General features: G+C 38.9%; 17 protein-coding genes. 11 read left to right on the top strand and 6 right to left on the bottom strand.

Annotation, left to right across the window (positions count from 1 at the left end; genetic code table 11):
* Positions 1-65 precede the first annotated feature (65 nt).
* The 5 genes from NPUN_RS03460 to NPUN_RS44425 all read left to right on the top strand — a co-directional run bounded on the left by NPUN_RS03460 (position 66) and on the right by NPUN_RS44425 (position 11,060).
* Positions 66-776 (top strand): cytidylyltransferase domain-containing protein, encoded by a 711-nt coding sequence (locus tag NPUN_RS03460; RefSeq protein WP_012407459.1) that lies wholly within the window; start codon positions 66-68, stop codon positions 774-776.
* Between the two features lie 14 nt (positions 777-790).
* Positions 791-1,762 (top strand): Gfo/Idh/MocA family protein, encoded by a 972-nt coding sequence (locus NPUN_RS03455; RefSeq protein ID WP_012407458.1) that lies wholly within the window; start codon positions 791-793, stop codon positions 1,760-1,762.
* A gap of 8 nt (positions 1,763-1,770) precedes the next feature.
* Positions 1,771-3,039, top strand: a complete 1,269-nt coding sequence (locus tag NPUN_RS03450) for a DegT/DnrJ/EryC1/StrS aminotransferase family protein (RefSeq protein ID WP_012407457.1) — start codon at positions 1,771-1,773, stop codon at positions 3,037-3,039.
* Positions 3,036-4,013, top strand: coding sequence for a hypothetical protein (locus NPUN_RS03445; RefSeq protein WP_012407456.1), 978 nt, complete (start codon positions 3,036-3,038; stop codon positions 4,011-4,013). The genes NPUN_RS03450 and NPUN_RS03445 overlap by 4 nt, the downstream gene beginning before the upstream one ends.
* 177 nt (positions 4,014-4,190) lie before the next feature.
* Positions 4,191-11,060, top strand: a complete 6,870-nt coding sequence (locus NPUN_RS44425; RefSeq protein ID WP_012407455.1) for an O-linked N-acetylglucosamine transferase family protein — start codon at positions 4,191-4,193, stop codon at positions 11,058-11,060.
* A gap of 134 nt (positions 11,061-11,194) precedes the next feature.
* Here NPUN_RS44425 and NPUN_RS03430 read toward each other — a convergent pair whose 3' ends face one another.
* The 3 genes from NPUN_RS03430 to NPUN_RS03420 all read right to left on the bottom strand — a co-directional run bounded on the left by NPUN_RS03430 (position 11,195) and on the right by NPUN_RS03420 (position 15,287).
* Entirely contained in the window at positions 11,195-13,405 is a 2,211-nt protein-coding gene (locus NPUN_RS03430) for an O-linked N-acetylglucosamine transferase, SPINDLY family protein (RefSeq protein WP_012407454.1), read from the bottom strand.
* Between the two features lie 118 nt (positions 13,406-13,523).
* Positions 13,524-14,090, bottom strand: coding sequence for a type IV pilin-like G/H family protein (locus tag NPUN_RS03425; protein WP_012407453.1), 567 nt, complete (start codon positions 14,088-14,090; stop codon positions 13,524-13,526).
* Positions 14,091-14,744: 654 nt separating this feature from the next.
* Positions 14,745-15,287: a class I SAM-dependent methyltransferase gene (locus tag NPUN_RS03420; RefSeq protein WP_012407452.1), complete on the bottom strand. Its 543-nt coding sequence runs from the start codon at positions 15,285-15,287 to the stop codon at positions 14,745-14,747.
* A gap of 283 nt (positions 15,288-15,570) precedes the next feature.
* Here NPUN_RS03420 and NPUN_RS41525 point away from each other — a divergent pair, with 283 nt between their 5' ends.
* The gene (locus NPUN_RS41525) at positions 15,571-15,747 is read left to right on the top strand and encodes a hypothetical protein (RefSeq protein ID WP_167315566.1); all 177 of its coding nucleotides are present in this window, start codon (positions 15,571-15,573) and stop codon (positions 15,745-15,747) included.
* Between the two features lie 22 nt (positions 15,748-15,769).
* Here the strand turns inward: NPUN_RS41525 and NPUN_RS03415 are convergent, their stop codons facing one another.
* A complete protein-coding gene (locus NPUN_RS03415; protein WP_012407450.1) occupies positions 15,770-17,095 on the bottom strand; it encodes a class I SAM-dependent methyltransferase in 1,326 nt (441 codons plus the stop codon).
* Positions 17,096-17,699: 604 nt separating this feature from the next.
* Here NPUN_RS03415 and trxB point away from each other — a divergent pair.
* Positions 17,700-19,070, top strand: coding sequence for a thioredoxin-disulfide reductase (trxB, locus tag NPUN_RS03410; RefSeq protein WP_041565888.1), 1,371 nt, complete (start codon positions 17,700-17,702; stop codon positions 19,068-19,070).
* Positions 19,071-19,116: 46 nt separating this feature from the next.
* Here the strand turns inward: trxB and NPUN_RS03405 are convergent, their stop codons facing one another.
* Positions 19,117-19,530, bottom strand: a complete 414-nt coding sequence (locus NPUN_RS03405; RefSeq protein ID WP_012407448.1) for a putative toxin-antitoxin system toxin component, PIN family — start codon at positions 19,528-19,530, stop codon at positions 19,117-19,119.
* A complete protein-coding gene (locus tag NPUN_RS03400; RefSeq protein WP_012407447.1) occupies positions 19,527-19,766 on the bottom strand; it encodes a hypothetical protein in 240 nt (79 codons plus the stop codon). Before NPUN_RS03400 ends, NPUN_RS03405 begins: the two co-directional genes overlap by 4 nt.
* A 216-nt stretch (positions 19,767-19,982) precedes the next feature.
* Here NPUN_RS03400 and NPUN_RS03395 point away from each other — a divergent pair, with 216 nt between their 5' ends.
* The 4 genes from NPUN_RS03395 to NPUN_RS37295 all read left to right on the top strand — a co-directional run bounded on the left by NPUN_RS03395 (position 19,983) and on the right by NPUN_RS37295 (position 23,124).
* Positions 19,983-20,879, top strand: coding sequence for an ABC transporter permease (locus NPUN_RS03395; RefSeq protein WP_012407446.1), 897 nt, complete (start codon positions 19,983-19,985; stop codon positions 20,877-20,879).
* A 75-nt stretch (positions 20,880-20,954) separates the two neighbouring features.
* On the top strand, positions 20,955-21,161 hold the full coding sequence (locus NPUN_RS03390; RefSeq protein WP_041565161.1) for a hypothetical protein: 207 nt from the start codon (positions 20,955-20,957) through the stop codon (positions 21,159-21,161).
* A 52-nt stretch (positions 21,162-21,213) separates the two neighbouring features.
* Positions 21,214-22,116 carry an ROK family protein gene (locus NPUN_RS03385; RefSeq protein WP_012407445.1) on the top strand — a complete coding sequence of 301 codons (903 nt, stop codon included), beginning with the start codon at positions 21,214-21,216 and terminating at the stop codon, positions 22,114-22,116.
* 264 nt (positions 22,117-22,380) lie between these two features.
* A complete protein-coding gene (locus NPUN_RS37295; protein ID WP_012407444.1) occupies positions 22,381-23,124 on the top strand; it encodes a toll/interleukin-1 receptor domain-containing protein in 744 nt (247 codons plus the stop codon).
* Positions 23,125-23,137 lie beyond the last annotated feature (13 nt).

Genomic DNA, 23,137 nt, shown 5'->3' with positions numbered 1-23,137 from the left:
TATAGGTTTTAAATACAGCAAAATTTACAACTTTTAGACGCCAAGATTATCACCAACACTAAAATATGACTCGTGTTATAGCTACTATAGAAGCTCGGATGGGTTCTTCACGCCTTCCTGGTAAAGTCCTCAAGGAAGCTGTGGGTAAACCGATGCTCTTGCTGATGGTTGAACGCGCTCGTCGCGCTCGTTATATAGATGAAGTGGTAGTTGCTACAACCACTAATGAAAAAGATGAAGCAATCGCATCTTTATGCAGTAAACACAATATTGCTTACTTTCGTGGTTCAGAAGAAAATGTCTTAGAACGAGTTGTGGAAACTGGGCGACACTATCAAGCAGAAGTTAGTGTCCTTTTAACCGGAGATTGCCCGCTAATTGACCCTTATGTGATTGACCAGCACATTTGCGCCTTTTTCGCGGCTTACCCCCATGTAGATTACGTTGCTAATTGTGAAGTACGTTCATATCCTCATGGGCTGGATCTCATGGTGTTGTCTTGGAAAACACTAGCTCAAACAGTTGATTTTGCTTCCACCAAACCCTTTGGTGAACATGTTGGTTGGTACATCCGACGACATCCAGAGCGATATCGTCGCTTGGATATTATTGCTCCTCCAGGCTTAAGTAATCCTTTTTTCCGTATTACCCTTGACTATCAAGAAGACTACGATCACATCAAAGCCATTTTTGAAACACTTTATCCCCAGAATCCACAATTTACTACAGTAGACATTCTTAACTATGCCCAACAACAAGGATGGATTGACTCCTAAGAGAAATTAAACTCATGAAAGTGTGTGTCGGTATTATTGGTTTGGGAAGAATTGGGCATCGCTTTGGCATTTCCCCACAAGGCGATCCACTCAGCCATTCTGAAGGATATGCCCAAATCCCTAACGTAACAGTTGTATTAGGAGTAGATCCAGATCCAGAGGCTTGTAAAAATTTTCTGCAACGTTTTTCCCAGGCACAGGTATACTCCAGTCTGAAAGATGTACCAGATGGACTTCACCTCGAAGTAGTATCAGTATGTAGCCCCACTCACTTACACGCTCAGGGAGTTATTGCTGCACTCGCTTGGCGACCGCGTGTCATCCTGTGCGAAAAACCCCTTGCAGTTAATGTAGCAGAAGCAGAGATAATGCTAGCTGCTTGCTCTGCACAGGGCTGTATTTTGATAACTAACTATTCGCGTCGTTGGACACCAATGCTGCAAGCCTTGAAAAATCTAACGAACCAAGATGATGGCTTGGGAACCCCAATTGGTGCTTGCTTACGCTATAACGGTGGTTTATTGCACAATGGAACCCATTGGATCGATATGTTATTGGCTTTATTCGGATCGGTTTCTTGTACATATCGTCTGGAAAAATTATCTGTTGCTCAAGATGACGCTGCCGAGTCAATTGCACTATCCTGGAACAGCGGATTAACTGCATATTTGATTGCAGTACGTGGAACTGGATGTTCAATCGGCGAAGGCGAACTCTGGGGAACCGGCGGTATGCTGCGGTATAGCGCCGGAGGAGGGCAAGTCACTTGGCAGACAGCTCAACCTAGTCAATGGTCAGGCTTTCAAGAGTTAGACCAAGCAAAAATAATCTGTGAAGCTGGCTTAAAAGGCCACATTTTGGGGGCTGTTACCGAAGCTGTGCAATTAGCAAAAATTGGCGGACAACCAACCTGTTCTGGCGCTGATGGTGTGCTTGCTTTACAAGTTGTTGAAATGGCAAGAAACAACAAATTTCTAATTAAGTAGGTAATTTGATGGTTATTACTAGAGAAAAACCGGCTTTACTCGGAGGTTCCAAGGTTTTTCCAGAGCCATTACCAAGGTATATCAGTACTAGTTTTCAGGAGACAGAGGCCGCGATTCAAGTATTGAAAAGCGGTATTTTATCTGACTATATCGGTGCTGCTGGGCTGTACTTTATGGGTGGGAAACAAGTTCGCACATTAGAAGAACAATGGGCTAACTACTTTAATGTTCGTCACGCTTTGAGTGTTAACTCTGCTACTAGTGGTTTACATGCCGCTGTGATTGCAGCTGGTGTTAGTTTTGGTGATGAGGTAATTGTGCCACCGCAAACGATGTCAGCAACGGCAACAGCAGTGGTTATGGCAAATGGTACTCCTGTTTTTGTCGATCATGAGGAGGCTAGTTGCTGCATTGATCCAGAAGCTGTTGAAGGTGCTATTAGCACACGCACAAAAGCAATTATCGCAGTCAATTTGTTTGGGGGCCCAGCCCAACTGGTGCGCTTACGTAAATTAGCAGATCGACATGGTTTGATTCTAATTGAGGACAATGCCCAAGCACCAGGAGGTCAGCATCAGGGCCGTTGGTTGGGGACAATTGCGCATTTGGGAGTTTTCAGCCTCAATTGTCACAAAACGATTCAGTGTGGTGAAGGGGGGATTGTAGTCACTAATGATGATTACTTGGCGCGGCGAGTAGCACTGGTGCGTAATCATGGAGAGAACGCAATAGAAGCGGAAAACTGGTATGAAGATGCTGATATTGTTGGTTACAATTACCGTTTAACTGAACTTCAAGGGGCGATCGCTCAGGTTCAACTCCAACGTTTGGAAGAATTGACACAGCCACGGCTAAAAATTGCTGAAGCTTTAGACCAAGGCTTGTCTAAGTTTAAAGCATTGCGGACGGCTAAAGTTGGCAGTGGCGATCGCCATGTTTACTATACATATCCCATCTGGATCGATCCACAACAAGCTGGATTGTCGCGGGACAGATTTGTGGAGGCACTTCAAGCAGAAGGATGTCCTTTAACGGGGCGTTATGTGCGTCCTTTATACAGACTACCTCTTTTCCAAAAGCTGCAACAAGAAGGCAAGACAATTGTCAGTCATCCTACTGGTGTCTGTCCCATAGCTGAAAAGACATATAACGAGACACTTTTATCTACAACTCTCATCCAAATACCTGGGGGTATTGACTTAGTTGATCGTTTCGTAGCTTCTGTTGCTAAAGTCCTGGCTCATGCTGAAGAGTTAAGTCGAGGAAAAGATAAATGAAGATTATTGCGATCGCTCACGATCCAGGCGGTGCTAATGCTGTGGCTGCAACGGTTGCAGCCTTGCGGGCAGCAGGTACAGAGGTAGAAGCGTATGCTAAAGGCCCAGCCATCCGTCAATTTCAACGTCTTGCAGTTGCTTGTACGCCAATTTCTGAAGAACACCAAATTCTTTTTGTGAGATTAAAAGGAGATATTCTGCTAACAGGAACATCTCAAAATGATGAGTTTGAACGCGATGCTATTTTTTGGGCAAGGCAAGAGGGTATTCCTAGTGTTGCTGTTATAGACTATTGGGCAAATTATCGTCAGCGTTTTCAACCATTCAACAATCCTGATGCAGAAGCAATTTTTCCAAATATTATCACAGCCATAGATGAAGTGTGTGCGACAGGAATGCTTACCGATGGATTACCAAAAAATCGAATTTGCATTGTAGGACAGCCTTATTTTGCTTGGTTGGTTGCTAGAAAAAAATCTAGAAAAAATACTCTAGAAGTAGTACAAAATATTTTATTTGCTTCTCAACCCAATGCTAACGAGATTGAAATTCTTCACATCTTAATTAAGGTGTTAACTGACTATAAACCTTTGAAAAAATTGCTGATCCGGTTTCATCCACGCCAAGGTAAGTGTCGTGATTCCCTTGATTTGCTGGCAAAATCAGGCTTACCGTTTGCAATTGACGAAAGTACCGACATACTAGACACCCTGCAACAACAGGATATTGTTTTGGGAATTACTTCCATCATTCTCATTGAAGCGGTTTTAATGGGGATACCAGCAGGCAGTTTGCTTATGGGTGTGAATGATACACTGATGACCAATAAATGGGGAGTTACTGTCCCTTTAAAATCGCAAAAAAAGGTACAGGAATTTTTGAATTCAACCCATAGAGAAATAGATAAGACATTTTTTAAGCAGCAGCATAATGCAGATTTACGAGTAGCTCAATTGTGCAAGTCGATAATTTAGTTTTATAATTTGAATGAAATATTTTTGCAAGTATTGGGTATTATAAATTATTGCAACTATAACTACTATCAGTAAAAAAGTTATATTAAAGTGAGCTTATAATTTTGATTATAATCAGCAGTTTTATTTAAAAATATTGCACAAACAATTTGTTTTTTTATTAGCAACTAAATCAACATGATGTCTAAAAAAAATAAGGTTCTGTTCTTTTCTCCGTATGGCTTTTGGTTAATTCATAACCAACTCGATGCTGTTGTAGCTACTGGTCTACAACTTCGCAGTTGTGAAGTTTTGGTTATAGGCTGTGACGGAGTTTACAATGACTGCGCTATTACAAGGTTAAATAATAACAAAGAATTATTATGTGAAAACTGTGCTAAGGTCGGCAAAAACTTCTTTGAAGATTTATTTGGACTTCCATATATGCAACTACGTAATTTTATTGAAAACGACGATTATATTATTGCTAATCAATGGGTGAAAACAGTCCTTCCTCAAGACTATAAAAATGCTAAATATGATAGTTTACCAATTGGTAAATGGGTAACTTCAACCATTCATACTCACTTTAGAATAGCTGATGCAGGGCTATCTAGCAATTATGTCCAGAATATCCATAGAAAATATTTAATAGATGGTTTAGTGACTTACAATGCGTTAATTAGATTATTTAATAAATATCAACCGACTAATGTGTTTCTGTTTAATGGTCGATTTGCTCCCTATCGTATAGCATTTGAGGTAGCACATCAGATGAAAATTGACGTAATTACTCACGAAAGAGGTTCGATTGATGATAGCTTTGCTTTCTTTGATAACCATCCTACATGGAGTTGCCAACCACCCTTAGATTGTGTAAAAGCTTGGGAAGAAATAACACTGAATAATGAAGAATTAGTACAGACTAAAAATTATTTTATAAAGCGTGAATATGGTATAGATATAAACTGGCCTGCTTTTTATAACTTTCAAACAAGTCCTGTAAATATCCATCATCAACTTAGGATACCGTTAGACGCAAAAATATTCGCTGTATTTACGTCAAGCGAAGATGAACTAGCGGCGCTAGAAGGGAAGGTAAAAATTACCACGCAATTTGATATTATTAAAAATTTAATAGAGATATTTAAAAATAGAAATGAATACTTAGTAATTCGTCATCATCCTTATATAGGAGGTAATAAAGATACACCAATAGAAAGCGATTTTTTATCAAAAGCTTATCAACAGGTATTTTCTATACCAGAAAATGTCCGCGTTGTAATGCCTTCTGAACAGTTAACTTCTTATGCATTGCTTTGGCATACAGATGCAGCGATCGCTTTTTTTAGCACAGTGGCAATTGAAGCGATCGCTAGAGGTGTACCAACAGCAACATTAGCAACTTCATCCTATGAAAAAGCCTCACGATACACTATTCAAGACACTAGTATTGAACATCTAAATCAACTCGTTGATAACCTATTGAAAGATTCATCTAAACTAACATCAGAAGATTTAAAGAGACTTTATCGCTTTACGAATGCTTACTTCTTTAAATTTTCTCATAAATTTCGCTCAATTGGTATAAAGAATTTTTATTCCCACGAATTGAGATTTGAAAGTTTAGATGATTTGCAGCCAGGTAATGATCCAACCTTAGATAAAGTTTGTAACAGAATTATGCTAGGTTCTTCCCTCGATAATTTACCTAGTAACGATTTGGATAATCGATTGCCAGAACAAGAAGAAGATTTTTACAAGCAAGAATTGCAAGAAATAGAAAATCATAAAATTCTCATAAAAGAACAGAGTTTAAATTATCATAATAATTTAGTTCCAGATATTTTTTTAGTAGCTATTATATATCTAAAATACAATACTTTATCACCGATTGAAAGTCAAATTTTCCCTGATTATTTGCATAAATCTCGATATAAAAACATAGTGATATATGAAATTAATGATTGCGAATTAAGCAATTATCAAACTATCATAGACTCTATTTTATCTTTAACAGAAAATATAGTAGCAGATTATATACTTATCGCTAACAACTATACTCAGTATGATGAATCATTTATATCCTCAGCCATTGATATCCTAACATCTACAGATTCTCAAGATATAAATGGAGTTTTTACCGGAGGTTGGCTATCAACTGTAGAAAACAGAATAGAGGATGGCGTATTTATCTCTGGGGTATTCAATCAGCAACAAAAACTTGTATTCCGCCAGGGAAACATTACATATCCACAAGCATTAGAAATACTTCCACTACTCAACATTCCGCTTAGTGCGTTGTCATTTGGAATACTTAGAAAGAGTGCATTAAGAGAAATTCTACAAGAAGTCAGAAAAATACCAGAAAATCAAGCTGCTCAATACTTATTTGAATCCGTTTTTAATAATGATAATATTTGTAAAACTGAACTGCCTAAGCTGGTTATTCGTCAAGAATTAGAAGTCTTGAATGCTGTTAATAACTCAATGCCAGAATTGCCAATTCATTTTTTTACAATAGTCCTAAATGGGCAACCGTTTATTAAGTATCACATTGAAGTATTTAAACATCTTCCTTTTAAATGGCATTGGCATATTGTTGAAGGTGTAGCAGACTTAAAACACGACACAAGTTGGAGTGTGAAACTAGGTGGAAATATCAGTGATGAAATCCATAAAAATGGTCGTAGTTACGATGGGACTACAGAATATCTAGATGAAGTAGCGCAACTTTACCCGACCCAAGTCACAATATACCGAAAACCAGAGGGTATTTTTTGGGACGGAAAACGAGAAATGGTCAATGCACCAATTGTCAACATTCAAGAGGAGTGTTTGTTGTGGCAGGTTGATGTAGATGAATTGTGGACATTAGAGCAGATTTGTGATGCTAGAGAAATGTTCATTAGCAACCCTGAGAAAACAGCTGCTTTCTATTGGTGCTGGTATTTTGTAGGAGAAAAATTAATTATCAGTACTCGTAACTGTTATACACAAAATCCTCAACTAGAGTGGCTAAGAACTTGGAGATTTAAACCAGGAGCATTTTGGGCAGCACATGAACCTCCCGTATTAGTAGAAACCTCATTAGATGGTGAATATAAAAATGTTGCGGCAGTTAATCCTTTTTTACATGAAGAAACTGAAAGGCTTGGTTTAATTTTCCAACATTTTGCCTATGTAACAGCACAACAATTGCAATTTAAAGAGCAATACTATGGTTACAGTAATGCTGTTTATCAGTGGCAGGCTTTACAGGAAATAACTAAGTTTCCAGTTCTTCTGCGTGAATACTTATCATGGGTAAGAGATGAAACTAGGGTTGATACTGCTGAAAAATTGGGTATAGTACCAATTGCACAAAAAGAACTCAGCAGCAATAATTGGCAGTTCTTACAACCAGATGAAATACAGCAGCAAATTGCACAAGTTGAAAAACCAACACCACTAATTATAGTTGATGGTGTTTTCTTTCAACTTTATCAAACTGGCATTGCTCGTGTCTGGCAATCATTGTTAGAACAATGGGCAAAAAATGGATTTGCTAAACATATTATTCTCCTTGACCGTGATGGTACTGCACCCATAATTCCTGGTATTAGATATCGCACAATCTCATATCATGATTACGATAATATTGAATCTGATCGCTCAATGCTACAGCAAGTGTGCGATGAAGAAGGCGCAGATTTATTTATTTCTTCTTATCATACAACACCAATTACTACACCTTCTGTATTCATGGCACATGACATGATAGCAGAACTAATAGGTTCAAACTTAAATCATATCATCTGGCAAGAAAAACATTATGCAATTAAACACGCATCTGCCTTTATTGCGGTTTCAAAAAATACAGCACGGGATTTAGTAACCTACTTTCCACAAATCGCCTTAGAGTCTGTAACAATTGCTGAGAATGGGGTTGACCATACAACGTTTTTAGTAGCTACTCAGGAAAATATTCATCAATTTAAAATAAAATACGGTATTACTAAGCCCTACTTCCTATTAGTTCGGCTTGGTAATGTTTATAAAAATAGTATTTTGTTTTTCAAAGCTTTTTCACAGCTTCCAAGTAGCTATGGATTTGATATTGTCGTAACAGGAAGTGACGGTGTATTGTCACCAGAATTCAGAGCTTATACATCAGGTAGTATCGTTCACCTGCTACATCTCAGTGATGAAGAGTTAGCAATAGCTTACTCTGGTGCTGTAGCATTAGTTTATCCTTCTAAGTATGAAGGTTTTGGATTGCCCATACTCGAAGCAATGGCTTGTGGTTGTCCTGTGATTACTTGTCCTAATGCTTCAATTCCAGAAGTTGCAGGTGAAGCTGCAATATATGTTAATGATAATGATGTACATGAAATGGCAAATTCACTTTTTGAAGTGCAAAAACCTAGTATTCGTCACTCATTAATTACCGCAGGTTTAGTACAGGTGCAACAGTTTTCTTGGATAAAAATGGCGCAAACTGTTAGTTCTGTATTAATTAATGCTACATTGATTTCTTTAAATCTCAATAAAATTAATTTAATTATTTTCCCTGATTGGTCGCAATCAGAAGAGTCTCTTGGTTTAAACTTACAACAAGTTATCCGGGCGATTGCCACTCATCCCAATAATAAAAATACAACGCTACTTATCGATATTACTAACATTGCTGGTGAGGATGCTGAACTGTTTTTATCTAGTGTAGTTATGAATCTTTTGATAGAGGAAGATTTAGATGTTACCGAAGAATTAGAAATTTCTTTATTGGGTAAATTAACTGATATTCAGTGGAAAGCTTTGCTAACTCGCATCAATGCAAGAATTATTTTAGAACATGAGGATAAACAAGCTTTAGCACAAGTGGCAGTAGGTAAAATCCATTGTTGCCAAATAGATAATTTAAGCAATCAACTAAATATTTTATTTAAAAGAGAAAAAAATAACTTAACTAACAGAGGGAAAGTATCTATTATAGACACCTTAGCGGTGAAAGATGGAAATATCAATATTATAATTTTTCCTGATTGGTCGCAATCGGAAGAGTTACTTCTTCTAGAATTAGAACAAGCAATTAAAACGGTAATCAATCATTCTGATAGTAGCCAGATAACGTTACTTATAAATACTAATGGTATTTCTGAAGATGATGCTAATCTAGTTTTATCTACTGTGGCGATGAATCTACTACTAGCAGAGAATTTTGATATTACTGTAGAATGTGAAATTTCTTTGCTAGGGAATTTAGATGAAATTGAACTAAGAGCTATAGTTCCTTTCCTCCACGGTCGAATTATTTTACAAGATGAAAACCTGGAGGGTTTAGCATTATTTTTAATAGAGAATATTCCAGCTTATGAAATAGAAAGCTTTAACAATATACATATAGGACAGTTAGTTTTTGATTTAAGTACTAGATTATTTCAAGAGGGCAGATGGACAGAAGCGATCGCCCAATATGAAAAACTTTTAGAAATCCAATCTGTAAATGCAGATATTTATTGTAATTTAAGTTATTGCTATAGACAGTTAAACCTATTAGACGAGTATTTTCACACCCTCCAGCAAGGAATTGAACTTTATCCTACGGAAGGAAGATTACATTTTTCATTAATCATAGACTTGCGGCGTAATGGACTTATTCAAGAAGCAATATCAAGTGCAGAAAAGGCTCATATATGCTTACCTAATGATTACACTTTTCAAATTCTAAAATATTTAACAGTTCCATCAATATACGAAAATCAAGAGGAAATTAATTTCTATCGCCAGCGCTTTACTCAAGGACTGCAAGATTTAATTCAGCAAACATATCTGAAAACTACAAAAGAACAACAAAGTGCTTTAGCAGGTATAGGCCGCCTCACAAATTTTTACCTATCATATCAGGCACAAAATGATATTGATTTGCAACGCCAGTATGGAAAGTTAGTACATGAAATCATGGCAGCTAACTATCCACAATGGATAGTTCCTTTATCTATGCCTAAGCTTCAGCCTAATAACAAAATTCGTATTGGTTACGCTTCACATTACCTGCATTCTTATAGTGGCACACTTTGGTTAACTGGCTGGTTACGTTACTGCGATCGCAAAAATTTTGAAATTTACTGTTACTACACGGGAAACGAGCCAGATCCTATTACCCAACAGTTCCAAAGTTACAGCGATGTTTTTCACCATATTCCTCATAACTTACCAGCAGCTTGTGAACAGATAATTGCTGATAAACTGCATATTTTAGTCTTTCCAGAGATAGGTATGGATGCTAAAACCATGCAAATGGCGGGTTTGCGGCTTGCACCTTTGCAATGTGTGGCTTGGGGACATCCTGTGACAACTGGCTTACCCACAATTGATTACTTTTTATCTAGCGAGTTAATGGAGCCCGAAAATGCCCAAGAACATTACTCAGAAAAATTAATCCGCTTACCCAATATTGGGGTTTCTTACCCTAAGCCATATATTCCTCCTGTTATCAAAACCCGTTCCGATTTTAGGCTAGAAGATGATGCAGTTATCTATTTATGCTGCCAAGCTCCTTTTAAATATCTACCCCAATATGATTTCATTTTTGCAGAAATTGCTTGCCGCCTTCCTCAAGCTAAGTTTGTGTTTTTGCGTGGTACTTTACTTGAGCCACGCCTAAAGCGTGCTTTTGCTGCTGTTGGACTTAACAGTGAGGATTACTGTGTATTTCTCAGTATTCCAGAGCGACTAGACTATTTAATGATTAACTTACTTTCAGACGTTTATTTAGATACATTTACTTGGTCTGGTGGTAATACTACTCTAGAAGCGATCGCTTGTAATCTCCCCATTGTCACCTGTCCAGGGGAATTTATGCGGGGTCGTCACTCTGACAGCTTCTTAAAAATGCTAGGAGTGACGGATACCATCGCTCAAAATGAAGCCGAATATATCGAAATTGCTGTCAAATTAGGACTAGACCAGGCTTGGCGACGCAACATTGCAGAAAGAATGAGCCAAAACCACGATCGCCTTTTTGATGATAAAGCTTGTGTTACAGGTTTAGAAGCCTTTTATAAAGAAGTTTGTAGTAAGCACTGAAATGCTTAAATTTGTAATTACAGAAGAGGAGGACTTTAGTCCTTACTACGAACTTTTCAATTGTTTGTAGTAAATAAGCTTGAGTAAAGTCGAGCTTAGAGACTATTGTGAGGGCTGAAGCCCTCACAACTAACTTATTTTTTCTCAATATACCTTTGCCACATTTGCTCGTAAGCCTTCTCCATCTCACAGGTAAATTGTTTTGCATTCCACAATGGTGCTGTTTGTCGAGATGCTTTCAACTTCAAAGCCACCTGCTGTCGTAAAGCCTCATCTTTGCCTAAGCGCACACCCCACTCTACATACTCTTCATCAGTCCAGGCAATACCTTCTGCGATCCCAGCATTCATCATCATGGTGTAGCTATTTCGGGCGGCAAATTGCTGTCCAACTCTGGTTACTAAAGGAATACCCATCCAGAGTGTTTCTAAGGTTGTTGTTGCACCGTTGTAAGGGTAAGTATCTAATATAACATCAGCAATGGCTAAATTTGCTCTGTGAACAGACTCAGAAGGATCTAACTGTAAAAATCGTAAACGCGAACACTCTACACCCTCTTGCTCTGCTAACTGCATAAAAAATTTCTGCACAGCTTCAGAGTCCGCTAACCCTTTAATCAAAAAATAGCTATTAGGCACTTCCTTAATAATTCTCATTTGGAGTTGTGCTGTATTTGGGTGGCGCTTAAATCCTCTTTGAGCGCTGAGATAAACTACAGCATCACTAGGAATATCAAGAGAGTCTCGCCGTAAAGTTGGCACACCTACTTCAAAACCATCCACTGCTATATAGGTTTGGGGTAATCTCCAGATTTTTTCTGTATAGTATTCCTGAGCAGATTCTGGTAAAACATAAGGATCGGCAATAAAGTAATCAACTGCTGGTATTCCTGAAGCATCCCAACCTAACCATGTTGCTTGTACAGGCGCAGGTTTAAGCGCCATAATTTCACAAGTAATATCTAAGGTAATGCTATCCAAATCGATTAGAATATCAATCTTATCTTCATAAATTTTTTCAGCAATGTCGTCACTATAAATTCCACCTTGATAAGCTTGAGTGAATTGTTGAACATACCATTCTTGCAATGGATCGTCTATTTGCTTATAATTTATAAAATAGCCATAAATATCAAATCTTTCCCGGTTCTGGTGTTGAATTAGCCACCTAGCCAACCAACCAACTGAATGCTGAGAAAAACAATGGCATAAGTAGCCAATCTTTATTTGCTTATTTGCCTTATATAAACTACGTTGTTTATATCGCTGAACTATTTCATTAGCATATTCTTGTACGTTAAGCTGGCAAAGTTGTGCCACTTTATTCTGAATTTGTCTATTTTTTACAGGGTTATCTTGTAAGTACGATGCATAAGAATTAGCATTGAAGAGACGTAATACCCTAGCTGATTCCAAATTTATAGGTTGTTGTTCTATTAAACAGTTTAGTAAATATTCCTGCTCTAGGCAAACTGTATAAGCTTCGTTCCAATAAGCAGGAGCTTCCATTAATCCTCGCTGGATTAGGTGTTTAGCAAAAACTTGGTCAGTTACAGTCTTTGATAGTGAGTAGCATAACTTAGCTACTTCTATTCCTTGAGAATAATTATTATCTCTTAGATAAAAAGCAGCGAGATGGCGCAGAAGTTCTATATTTTCAGGTTCAAGGTGCAAACATAGCTCAATTATTAATACTGCTACTTTATTTTGCCGCATAGAATGGGCGATTTTGACTGCGGCTGGCAGCAAAATATTAATAAAAGCTTGAGGTTGAATTACATGGGCTAGACAACACTGTGCAAACTTTAGGACAGAAGGATGTAAAGGGTCATCATTGATGATACTGTTTAATACTTGCAATAATAACTCAATATCTATAATTGCTTCTGACTGAATTAACTCAATTACTTCTAGGGAAGCTAATTCATCACCAGTAAAATTTTCTAGCTTAATAGATAACTCAATCAAATACAGAAGATTATTCACATATTGAGGAGAGATTTCCCGTATATGTTGGCGAATTGCCCAAGCAACTGAATAATCTGCCAGTGTCTCTCTGCGTTCGGCTTCAGTTTGCAAAACCTGTATCAATTCCACAGTCCATTGCTCAACTTGTTGGGCTTCTCCCTCCTCCATACCCAGCAGCCAAGTTATTTGCGCTTCTGCTTCTTGCCCTTGCAATAGCAACATTAATCCTAAGTTCCAGTAGTGAGATTTCACTTCTGGTTCTATTTCGATAGCTTGTTCATAGCAGTTAGCAGCTTTAGTATAGTTACCTTTGGTAAAATATTGCTGGGCTTGCTGCTCTAATGGAGAGATGTCATTAGGAATTTGGACAGAAGTCATAGTCAAGAATTTTCAGGATAGTACTAGTACTATTCCCAAAATTTAGAACAAAATTAAAGTGGGTAGCCTAGACTACCCACTGTTGTAAAGCTTGCAATTAGATATAGAACTCAAGTTGTTACTTAGAAGTCAACTCTGAAAAGCCTGTGCTACAACCAGGTTGCAATGGGGTGGTTCCTGTTGCAGCCACTGTGGTTCCAGCTGTGCCATAGCTTGCTACTTCAGCACTCCGATCACCAACAGTATCAGACTGGCATAATACGGCTAGAGTAGTTGCTTCACTGGTGGATAATACTATTGATTTAACAACAACACCCTTGTAGGATTTGAGCGTCCCCTTCAGAGATATACCATTGTTGGCAACCAGAGTAGTACCGCCATTAATAGCGTATGCATAATTCTCAGTTTGGGTTCTAATACCAAGACCTAGCTTATCCATTGTACTGGTGAAATCACCATTTTCTAAAAGGTATGCTTGTTGAGCGCGGTTCATCGAACCAGTATACTGTTTAGCTTCTGACTGCTTACCTTTGTTAGCTTGGTTCAAGAAAGAAGGCAAAGCGATCGCAGACAAAATACCAATGATGATAATTACTACTAATAATTCAATGAGTGTAAAACCCTCATTTTCCTTCTTTTTGCCGAGGAGGTGTTGGAGAAACTTTGCTTTCAATTCAGTTTTCATAAGTGTTTTTCCTGGGGTAGGAAGCGCTTGTGTGTTCTAGATGTAACTTACCCACTCGTATTTGGTTTCATATCACCCCACCTAAAAATTCTTTTGAACTGTTCAACTGTGTTTTGGTTTATATCGCGATCGCGTTAAATTAATAGGCTATTTTCCTTATATATAAAGGGTTTTCTCAATTTCATACTCTCTAATCTCGGTGTTGTTCGGCTTAAAAAAGCTATATATTGAGGCCATCTGGAGAGATATAGATTGATACTGGTTACGGGTTCTTAAAGATCATTGAACCCTTTTTCCAACTTACCAAGACTCTATGAGACAGTTGAGACGAGCGAATCTACCTTACCCTAAATCTGATTTCGAGTTAAAAATGCTTATACCGATTACCTGTTAAGTTGCATAGAACAATTTGCTCAAGCCCCAAGTCTAGCCAAGCCTGATTTTGTGAAGCTTCACAAATAATAGGTATAGGAATCCGCTTTGATTTCTGTTCGCGCAGCGTGGTGTAGCCATACTTCTTTGCGTAGGTAGGCAGTAGGAAATCAGCCTTTTTGAGCTATACTGGGTTTTTTCATAAATCAAAGAGAAGTCTTATATTAAATGAAAATTATTAGACTTATGCTCACTTGTTAGGTATCAAATATGAGGTTAGCTTTACTCTGAAGATGTTGACTTTTGAGCAATGACGTTGAGGCTGATTAGTGTATTTAAAATACGGATTGTACTACAATCATCAAACATATCAAACGTCTCTACTTGCTCGTATTGTGTAAACCCAACTTCTTCTAAACATATAGACAATATTTCAAAATCAAATCCTACCTTATGAACATCATATATATTAGTTTGTCCGCCAAAGATAATCCGCATTAGATGCAGACGTTCAACTACTGTAAATTCTGGATGCAGATAAAACCAACATAATTTTTTTAAGTCGGGGACACTAATAAAAAGTTGCCCGCCTGGTTTTAGAACACGATACCATTCTGTTAATGTATTCATTAACTCATTATCTATTCTATGATAAAAATGTTCTAGAACATGACTGGCATAAATTGCAGAAATTGAATTATTTTCAAATTGGCTTAAATCAGATGCGTTGCCAATATAATCTACTTCTGGGCGAGGTTCAATATCAAATATTTTCCAATTTGGATGTTTTTTTTCTCCACCAATATGAAGTTTAATCTCTTTCATTTTTTTGTATTTTACTACTCCGTATCGTTTTTTTTACCTATTATTGGTCAAGCATTATAGTGGTTTTCACTTGAGTGAAGTACTCAAGTTACCCGCCCCCAACCTCAGTAAGCGAGAAGGGGGGTATGATCTAGCTAATTTGATTAAGAAAAGCTATTTTTTTCTAGAAAATCAGATGTTAGACTGGGCATTTAAATTGCTCCTCATACTAACTTTGCTTTGATGCTTCTCATCGTTATGCCAACTCTTGTCTAGAGCTAAGACATACCATCAAACATTTGCTATGCTGTCCAAGCTAGCGAGTAGCACACTCAACCTTGAGTATTCCCAAATTCTGGCAATTTCTATCACAATATTTAAGAGTCAATTAGAAATACTCAGTGAGACAGTCACCAGTCCCTCTGGTGGTCAAAATCCTTCTACTCGTCAGGATTATATCGAGGTTAAAGTTGCAGGTTGAGTATGTATAACTTCAGGTTAGATTAAAGTTCTAACATTATGTAACCAAGACTCTCTAACTTTAGTAACAGCTGTTGCACCATTTGAAAGGCTTGTTCTTCATCTGTAGGCTTTAAGGTTATAGGATCTAAAGGTCTAAATTGTTTCCAATGCTCTACCAGGAACTTCATCGGCTGGGATTGTTCTAATAAAGGTATTAAGCAAAGTGCTAATGAGCTATCTATCCCGACAAATTCCTCAACTAGCGATAAATAGTCACTGATAGGAAAGATTTTGAATTCTGTAATACAGGCTATGAGGTCTTCTTGGAAATTGCGAGTTTTTAACTGAGGATGCAGACTGACCTTTGCCAGTCGCCAATCAGAGTCAGCCCATTGTGAAACTGGTATAAAAGCCTGTACTTGATTAGAATGACCGCACCAAAAGTCAATTAACCGATGAATAGGATTTATTAGTTCAAATAACTGTAGCCGCTCTTCTATAGAAATTTCTGGTAAACTCATGTCCAGAAAAACAGGCAAATTATCTGGATCTTTAAACAAGTTTATTAAGTCCCACTGTCGCCAGTTAACCATGCTGATAAATTCTATATCGGCCGCTTTCAAAGCCGTAAACATATCAGAAATCGTGTAACCTTTATCTCCTTGAAATAAGTAATTCATTAAAATTCCTTCTTTTCCATTCTCTCCTTCATACTTATTAGGATTCCAAGTTCTAGCTTTGAGTTCGACATTATCTTTCAAAGCTTTCATCGTTTCTACTACAATTTCCATTTCTAAGTCTTGTGGATTTTCGTCCATCAAACCCATCATTGTAAAGACTTTCTGAGCACGGAAATAAGGGAATCTCTGGATTGAACTATGCAGATTGCTGCGAATAATCCCATTAGGCTTTAAAACAGATATCATTCCTTGTAAGGCAGCAGCTAAATCAGGAAAAAGATATAGAAGCTCATCACAATTAATATAGTCAAATTGGTAATTTAGTTTTGGCAATTCTTGAATTGGCAATACATGAAATTCTGCATTGTCAAATCCGTGATGTTCTAAGCGTTGCTGTGCTAATTTAATTGATTCTTCTGATATGTCAATACCAACAATTTTTGCACCTGGATTAGCTTCTGCTAAGACTAATGATTTATAGCCAGTACCACATCCAGCATCCAAAATTACTTTCTCTTTGGTATCGATAACTTTTTGGTTCCTTAAATAGTAAGGTGTAACTAAGCTATGAATGTAAAGTAAATTAGGATTATCTTTAGGAGATTTATCAAGAGGAACTCTAGGATAAGGAGAAGTATCAAATTGCTGACGAATTTTATCTAGTAAATCAGATGCTGGACTGGTCATGTAAATTGCTCCTGATACTAACTTTGCCTTGGTAGATTTCACCGCTACACAAACTCATTTATGAGTTTTGGCACACATGTAGACATATTTCATGCTGCCCAAGCTAGCGGCACACCCAACCTTGAGTATTCCCAACTTATGGCGATTTATATCAGAATATCTACAGTATTTTTAAGTGGGTACACTACAGGAAAAGTAAAGTCTCAAAACTTACTGAGAGAGGTATAAGTATTCAAGAAATAGCAGAATTGCTAGAACTAGATGTTGAAACTATCAAAAAATATCTGCAAGAACAGTCTGAGCGCTTAAAACGATGTTTTAAAAGTCTAATTTATTACTAGTCTTGGCGACTAGAAGTCACCGCTACACGAGACTTAACCCACTTATCTGGGTTAAAAACCTTTGATTTTTCTGTTTTCTACGGAGGTGAACTACCCTGTGGCTTTAACTACATTTGAATTCTATGCGCTCAATACTTGCCAAACGTTGCGGTAGACATTTTGCGTAGGCGTAGCCCGTCGCAGACATCGCTTACCATCTGACATAGCCAATCACAGTTTGTTATGTTATATTAAACGTAGTCGTTATGAGTTTGTATATGGTCATGACTAACCCCACAGTAGAAAACTTAGTAATTATCGGTTCTGGACCAGCAGGGTACACAGCAGCTATCTATGCCGGACGTGCTAACCTGAAACCCGTTGTATTTGAAGGTTTCCAAGCCGGGGGTTTACCTGGTGGACAACTAATGACAACAACGGAAGTCGAGAACTTTCCTGGGTTTCCCCAAGGGATTACTGGGCCGGAACTGATGGATCAGATGAAGGCGCAGGCGGAGCGCTGGGGAGCGGAACTATATACTGAAGATGTTATATCAGTTGACTTGAGTCAGCGTCCATTTACAGTGCGATCGCAAGAAAGGGAAATTAAAACCAACAGCATCGTCATTGCTACGGGTGCGACAGCAAAGCGTTTGGGTTTACCCAACGAACATGAATTTTGGAGTCGGGGTATTTCCGCTTGTGCAATTTGCGATGGTGCAACACCGATTTTTCACGGCGCAGAATTGGCTGTAATTGGTGCTGGCGACTCGGCGGCGGAAGAGTCTATTTATCTTACCAAATACGGTTCTAAGGTAAATATGTTGGTACGCACCGATAAAATGCGGGCTTCTAAAGCCATGCAAGATAGGGTTTTGAGTAACCCAAAAATCCAGGTGCATTGGAACACAGAAGCCGTGGATATCTACGGTAATGGTCACATGGAAGGGGTGAAAGTCCGTAATACTAAAACTGGTGAAGAGAGCAAACTGCACGCTAAGGGTTTATTCTATGCCGTCGGTCACACTCCCAATACCTCTTTATTTAAGGGGCAATTAGAACTGGATGAGGTTGGTTACGTTGTCACCAAGCCAGGTTCTGTAGAAACCAGTTTAGAAGGTGTTTTTGCTGCTGGCGATGTGCAAGATCATGAGTTTCGGCAAGCAATTACGGCTGCGGGTACTGGTTGTATGGCGGCGATGTTGGCGGAACGCTGGTTGTCAGCCAGTGGTTTAATTCAAGAATTCCATCAACAGCCAGAAATAGCAGACAATGAATTAGAACATCAGCCAGCCAAAAAGACTGAAGCTGAAGAAGAAGCTGGATTTAACTTGGATGAGACACGCCATCAGGGAGGATATGCTTTACGGAAATTGTTCCATGAAAGCGATCGCTTACTCCTGGTTAAATACGTCTCTCCTGGTTGCGGCCCTTGTCATACCCTGAAGCCAATTTTAAATAAAGTGGTGGATGAATTTGACAGCAAAATTCATTTTGTAGAAATTGACATCGACAAAGACCGAGATATTGCTGAAAATGCTGGTGTGACAGGAACGCCAACGGTTCAATTGTTCAAAAACAAGGAACTGGTGAAGGAAGTTAAAGGCGTGAAGCAAAAAACTGAATATCGTCAGTTAATTGAGAGTAATCTGTAAGAGAATGGGGAGTGGGGAATGGAGGACGGTTACTAATGCCCAATACTCACCCCCCTACATCACAAACTAATCTGCTAAATAAAGAAACAGAAATAATTGTTGTATTTAGCAAAGTTTGTGCCTGATTAAAATCAGAATCACCCGTAATCAAAAAATCTGCTTCTGCTGCCATAGCACAAGCTAAAAACTTTGCATCTTTTCTATCTCTGGGAAAATCAACTTCAAAATTGACATCAATTAGCGTTAGAAATGTATCGATAATTTCAAACCATTCACCTCTTACCTCATCTGTCAATTTAAATTTGCTTCGACTTAAGATTTCTTTATATTCCACAATAATTTCTTCAGAGGCTATCCATTGCCAATCAGGATTATCAAAAATAAACTGAATAACTTCTCTTGGTACTCTACCCTTAAGGACAGCAGAAACTAAAACATTAGTATCAATAACAACTTTCATTCTCCGCGTTGGTAAGCTTCAATTTCTGCTTCAATTTCTGCTTCTGTAATATCTTTTACTCCTGGTAATAACTGTGTTTTATCAAATAAATCTCTCAATTTCTTACTGATTTCTGCTCTTGGATTATCCTCCGCTAATATGATTATTTCTACCCTCTGTCCTACCTGAAAAGGTAAATCAGATAATATTAATTGACTGGGATCTGTAATGGTGATGTATTTTTTATAAGCGTTCATAATTCCTCCATTAACTTGGTATTTATCGACTGCAAATGATTAACCTCTGTGGTGACACTAGCTGGTAATTTATCTCTAGGCATAATCTCGCCTACTACTCAGTCTAGCTCTGTAACCACCACTCAAAAGTTGGACTTTTATCCAGGATATTTACGCAATACCCTATCTGATATGTAAAATGGTCAGCGTATCAAGCTTTGATCCAGGCGATCGCACATGGCCATTACAAAACGGCGGCTACCGACATTTTTACAGTTTGGCAAAAGTCTCAATCTTTCCCAAAAACTCATGCTCATCGGGTTAGCCATTACCCTATTTTTCATCTTCCTGGCATTCTTCACTCCCCTATTCCAGGCTTGGGGATGGCTGCAAAACCCGAAAGATTTTCTCTCTAATCCAATTCACGAGCCACCCTCAACTAAACATTGGTTTGGCACTAGTCGCCTGGGTTATGATGTCTTCTCCCGGACATTATTCGGCGCTCAAGCTGCTTTGCAGGTGGTGATCTTGGCAACAGCACTGAGTATGATTATCGGTGTGCCTCTGGGGATGCTGAGTGGTTATCTCGGCGGTAAATTGGATAAAGTGTTGCTGTTTTTGATGGATAGCATCTACACTCTACCAGGGCTACTGCTGTCTGTGACACTGGCGTTTGTGGTGGGGCGTGGGATATTAAATGCAGCGATCGCTATTAGCATTGCCTACATCCCCCAATATTACCGCGTTGTTCGCAACCACACTGTTAGTGTGAAAACTGAAGTCTTCATCGAAGCTGCTCAAGCAATGGGTGCTTCAACTTGGGTTGTGCTTTCTCGTTATTTATTTTTTAACGTTATTCAAAGCGTACCCGTCCTCTTTACACTCAACGCTGCTGATGCAATTTTGGTGTTGGGCGGTTTGGGCTTTTTGGGGCTAGGACTTCCCGAAGAAGTGCCAGAATGGGGACATGATTTAAAACAAGCCCTAGAAGCTCTACCTACTGGCATTTGGTGGACTACGCTTTTTCCTGGTTTGACCATGACATTCATGGTGGTAGGGTTATCACTACTTGGTGAGGGGTTAAACGAATTTGTCAATCCCCGATTACGGAGAGAAAATAGAATCCGAAAATAGTTAGTAAACAGTGGACACTTATCAGTCAACGGGCTAATCATTAATAACTAGTAATTGATAACTGGAGAGATTTGTGTGAAAGATAATCTGACATTAATTGCCGCCGCTACTGGTGGGTTTATCCTTTCTGTTGCCCTGGCTGGCATCTTAAGAGGTGCGCCAGTTACAGCTTGGCAAGAGCAATCGAGTTTCCGCACCACGACTTTTGCTAATTTACAGAAATCGGAGTTGAAAGCTTCGCGTCTTCTTCCAAGCGGAGACACTACAACAGATCGGGGATGAAAAAAATAAACTGGAGAATAGGCAATAGCTGTTCACCAATGACAAATGACAAATGACAAATGACAAAATTCAAGTAATTGGCATTGATGTGGGGGGAACAGCAATTAAGCTGGGGCGGTTTACAGCCGATGGAATTTGTCTGCAATCTTTGACTATGGCGGCTCCCCAGCCGACAACACCAGAGGCCGTGCTGGCGGTGCTGGTAGATGCGATCGCGCAAATTGATCCAAATAATGAAACTTTTGCTATTGGTGTTGGGACTCCTGGCCCCTCCGATGCAGCAGGACGCATCGCTAAAATCGCCATTAACTTACCTGGATGGATCGATGTGCCTTTAGCAGACTGGTTAGAAGCTAAAACTGGCAAACCTACTGCGATCGCTAATGATGCTAACTGCGCTCTTTTGGGAGAAGCTTGGCTGGGAGCCGGTCGCCAATTTCAAAATCTGATTCTCCTAACTTTAGGAACTGGGGTTGGTGGCGCAATTATCCTAGATGGCAAACTATTTGTTGGACATCTAGGAGCCGCCGGGGAATTAGGTTTAATTTCATTGAATCCTGATGGGCCAATTTGTAATAGTGGCAATCAAGGCTCTTTAGAACAACATGCCTCTGCTACTGCCATTCGCCGCCGCACTCTCAAGGAACCCGTCGAATTGGGTTTTCTCGCCCAACAAGGAGATCCCGGAGCATTAACTTTTTGGCAAGAATATGGTAGAAATTTGGGAATTGGCTTGACGAGTTTGATTTATGTACTCACACCGCAAGCGATCGTCATTGGTGGCGGTATAAGTGGCAGCTTTGAGTTTTTCTTACCAGCAGCCAAGGCAGAAATTGAGAAGCGAGTGCAGCCTTTATCACGAGATGGTTTACAGATTTTACCAGCAGAGTTAGGCAATTTTGCTGGGATGGTGGGTGCAGCAAGGTTGGCATTGCAACACTATTCGAGATTTTAGATCGTGTAATCTCAGTTATACATATAGCTTGGCGATCGCTTTATTTGCTTTAAGAATTGGCGAATAGCGATCGCAAAATTATTTGCTTTGATCGGCCCTACTTAATCATTCGTGAGAGATAAGAACCCCGACTTTTCAAAAAAGTCGAGGTTCTGTGAATTTAATTACACGGTATTAATCATAATTCTTTGTTTGGGCTTTTATCGTTGAAAAGTTCAACTGTATATTCATGTACAGTAATGTGATGATATTGAACCAAGAATTATGTCTAATGCAGTTAAAGTATTCTTTTCCTACTCCCACAAAGATGAAGCGTTGCGAGACGAGTTGGCAACTCATCTGAGCATGATGAAACGTCAGGGAGTTATTGAAGCTTGGCACGATCGCGAAATCAGTGCTGGTAGAGAATGGGCTAATGAGATAGATGATAATCTTGATATTGCAGATATCATTCTACTGCTAGTGAGTGCTAACTTTCTGGCTTCAGATTACTGCTACGACAAAGAAATGACACGGGCAATGGAGCGACATGAAACGCGGGAAGCTCGTGTCATTCCGATTATTCTGAAGCCGGCGGACTGGAATGGCGCACCTTTTGGTAAACTGCAAGCACTCCCTAAAAATGCTAAACCTGTCACAACCTGGCAAGACCAAGATGAGGCTTTTTTAAATGTCGCTCAAGGGATTCGCAGAGTAGTTGAAGAAATGGCGAAATCAAACACTTCTTCCTCAACTCCTGCTAAAAATACTACACCTGCAACTTCCAGCCCTTCTGCAACAAGTGGGGTATTAACTGAGCGCCAGCGTCGGCGATGGGAGCAAGAACGGGATTCAGTGCAAGAACAGTATGACCTCGTGAGCAAAAAATTGGGACTGCTGGGTAAAGCATACGCCATTGAAACGGATGTATCTACAAAGCTGAAGCTAGAAGTGCAAATTCAGGATACCCAAACAGAACAAAATAGATTAGATCGACAGCTTGAGGAAATCGAGCAAAAACTATTGTAGTTGTCTTTTAAAG

Source organism: Nostoc punctiforme PCC 73102, assembly GCF_000020025.1.
In the GTDB taxonomy this organism is placed as follows: Bacteria; Cyanobacteriota; Cyanobacteriia; order Cyanobacteriales; family Nostocaceae; genus Nostoc; species Nostoc punctiforme.
This window is presented reverse-complemented; position numbering and strand designations above follow the sequence as displayed.

Excerpts from the sequence above, each read along its gene's own strand:
- NPUN_RS03460 (WP_012407459.1), top strand. The coding sequence starts at position 66 with ATGACTCGTGTTATAGCTACTATAGAAGCTCGGATGGGTTCTTCACGC.
- NPUN_RS03455 (WP_012407458.1), top strand. The coding sequence starts at position 791 with ATGAAAGTGTGTGTCGGTATTATTGGTTTGGGAAGAATTGGGCATCGC.
- NPUN_RS03450 (WP_012407457.1), top strand. The coding sequence starts at position 1,771 with ATGGTTATTACTAGAGAAAAACCGGCTTTACTCGGAGGTTCCAAGGTT.
- NPUN_RS03445 (WP_012407456.1), top strand. The coding sequence starts at position 3,036 with ATGAAGATTATTGCGATCGCTCACGATCCAGGCGGTGCTAATGCTGTG.
- NPUN_RS44425 (WP_012407455.1), top strand. The coding sequence starts at position 4,191 with ATGATGTCTAAAAAAAATAAGGTTCTGTTCTTTTCTCCGTATGGCTTT.
- NPUN_RS03430 (WP_012407454.1), bottom strand. The coding sequence starts at position 13,405 with ATGACTTCTGTCCAAATTCCTAATGACATCTCTCCATTAGAGCAGCAA.
- NPUN_RS03425 (WP_012407453.1), bottom strand. The coding sequence starts at position 14,090 with ATGAAAACTGAATTGAAAGCAAAGTTTCTCCAACACCTCCTCGGCAAA.
- NPUN_RS03420 (WP_012407452.1), bottom strand. The coding sequence starts at position 15,287 with ATGAAAGAGATTAAACTTCATATTGGTGGAGAAAAAAAACATCCAAAT.
- NPUN_RS41525 (WP_167315566.1), top strand. The coding sequence starts at position 15,571 with ATGCTGTCCAAGCTAGCGAGTAGCACACTCAACCTTGAGTATTCCCAA.
- NPUN_RS03415 (WP_012407450.1), bottom strand. The coding sequence starts at position 17,095 with ATGACCAGTCCAGCATCTGATTTACTAGATAAAATTCGTCAGCAATTT.
- trxB (WP_041565888.1), top strand. The coding sequence starts at position 17,700 with ATGACTAACCCCACAGTAGAAAACTTAGTAATTATCGGTTCTGGACCA.
- NPUN_RS03405 (WP_012407448.1), bottom strand. The coding sequence starts at position 19,530 with ATGAAAGTTGTTATTGATACTAATGTTTTAGTTTCTGCTGTCCTTAAG.
- NPUN_RS03400 (WP_012407447.1), bottom strand. The coding sequence starts at position 19,766 with ATGAACGCTTATAAAAAATACATCACCATTACAGATCCCAGTCAATTA.
- NPUN_RS03395 (WP_012407446.1), top strand. The coding sequence starts at position 19,983 with ATGGCCATTACAAAACGGCGGCTACCGACATTTTTACAGTTTGGCAAA.
- NPUN_RS03385 (WP_012407445.1), top strand. The coding sequence starts at position 21,214 with ATGACAAATGACAAAATTCAAGTAATTGGCATTGATGTGGGGGGAACA.
- NPUN_RS37295 (WP_012407444.1), top strand. The coding sequence starts at position 22,381 with ATGTCTAATGCAGTTAAAGTATTCTTTTCCTACTCCCACAAAGATGAA.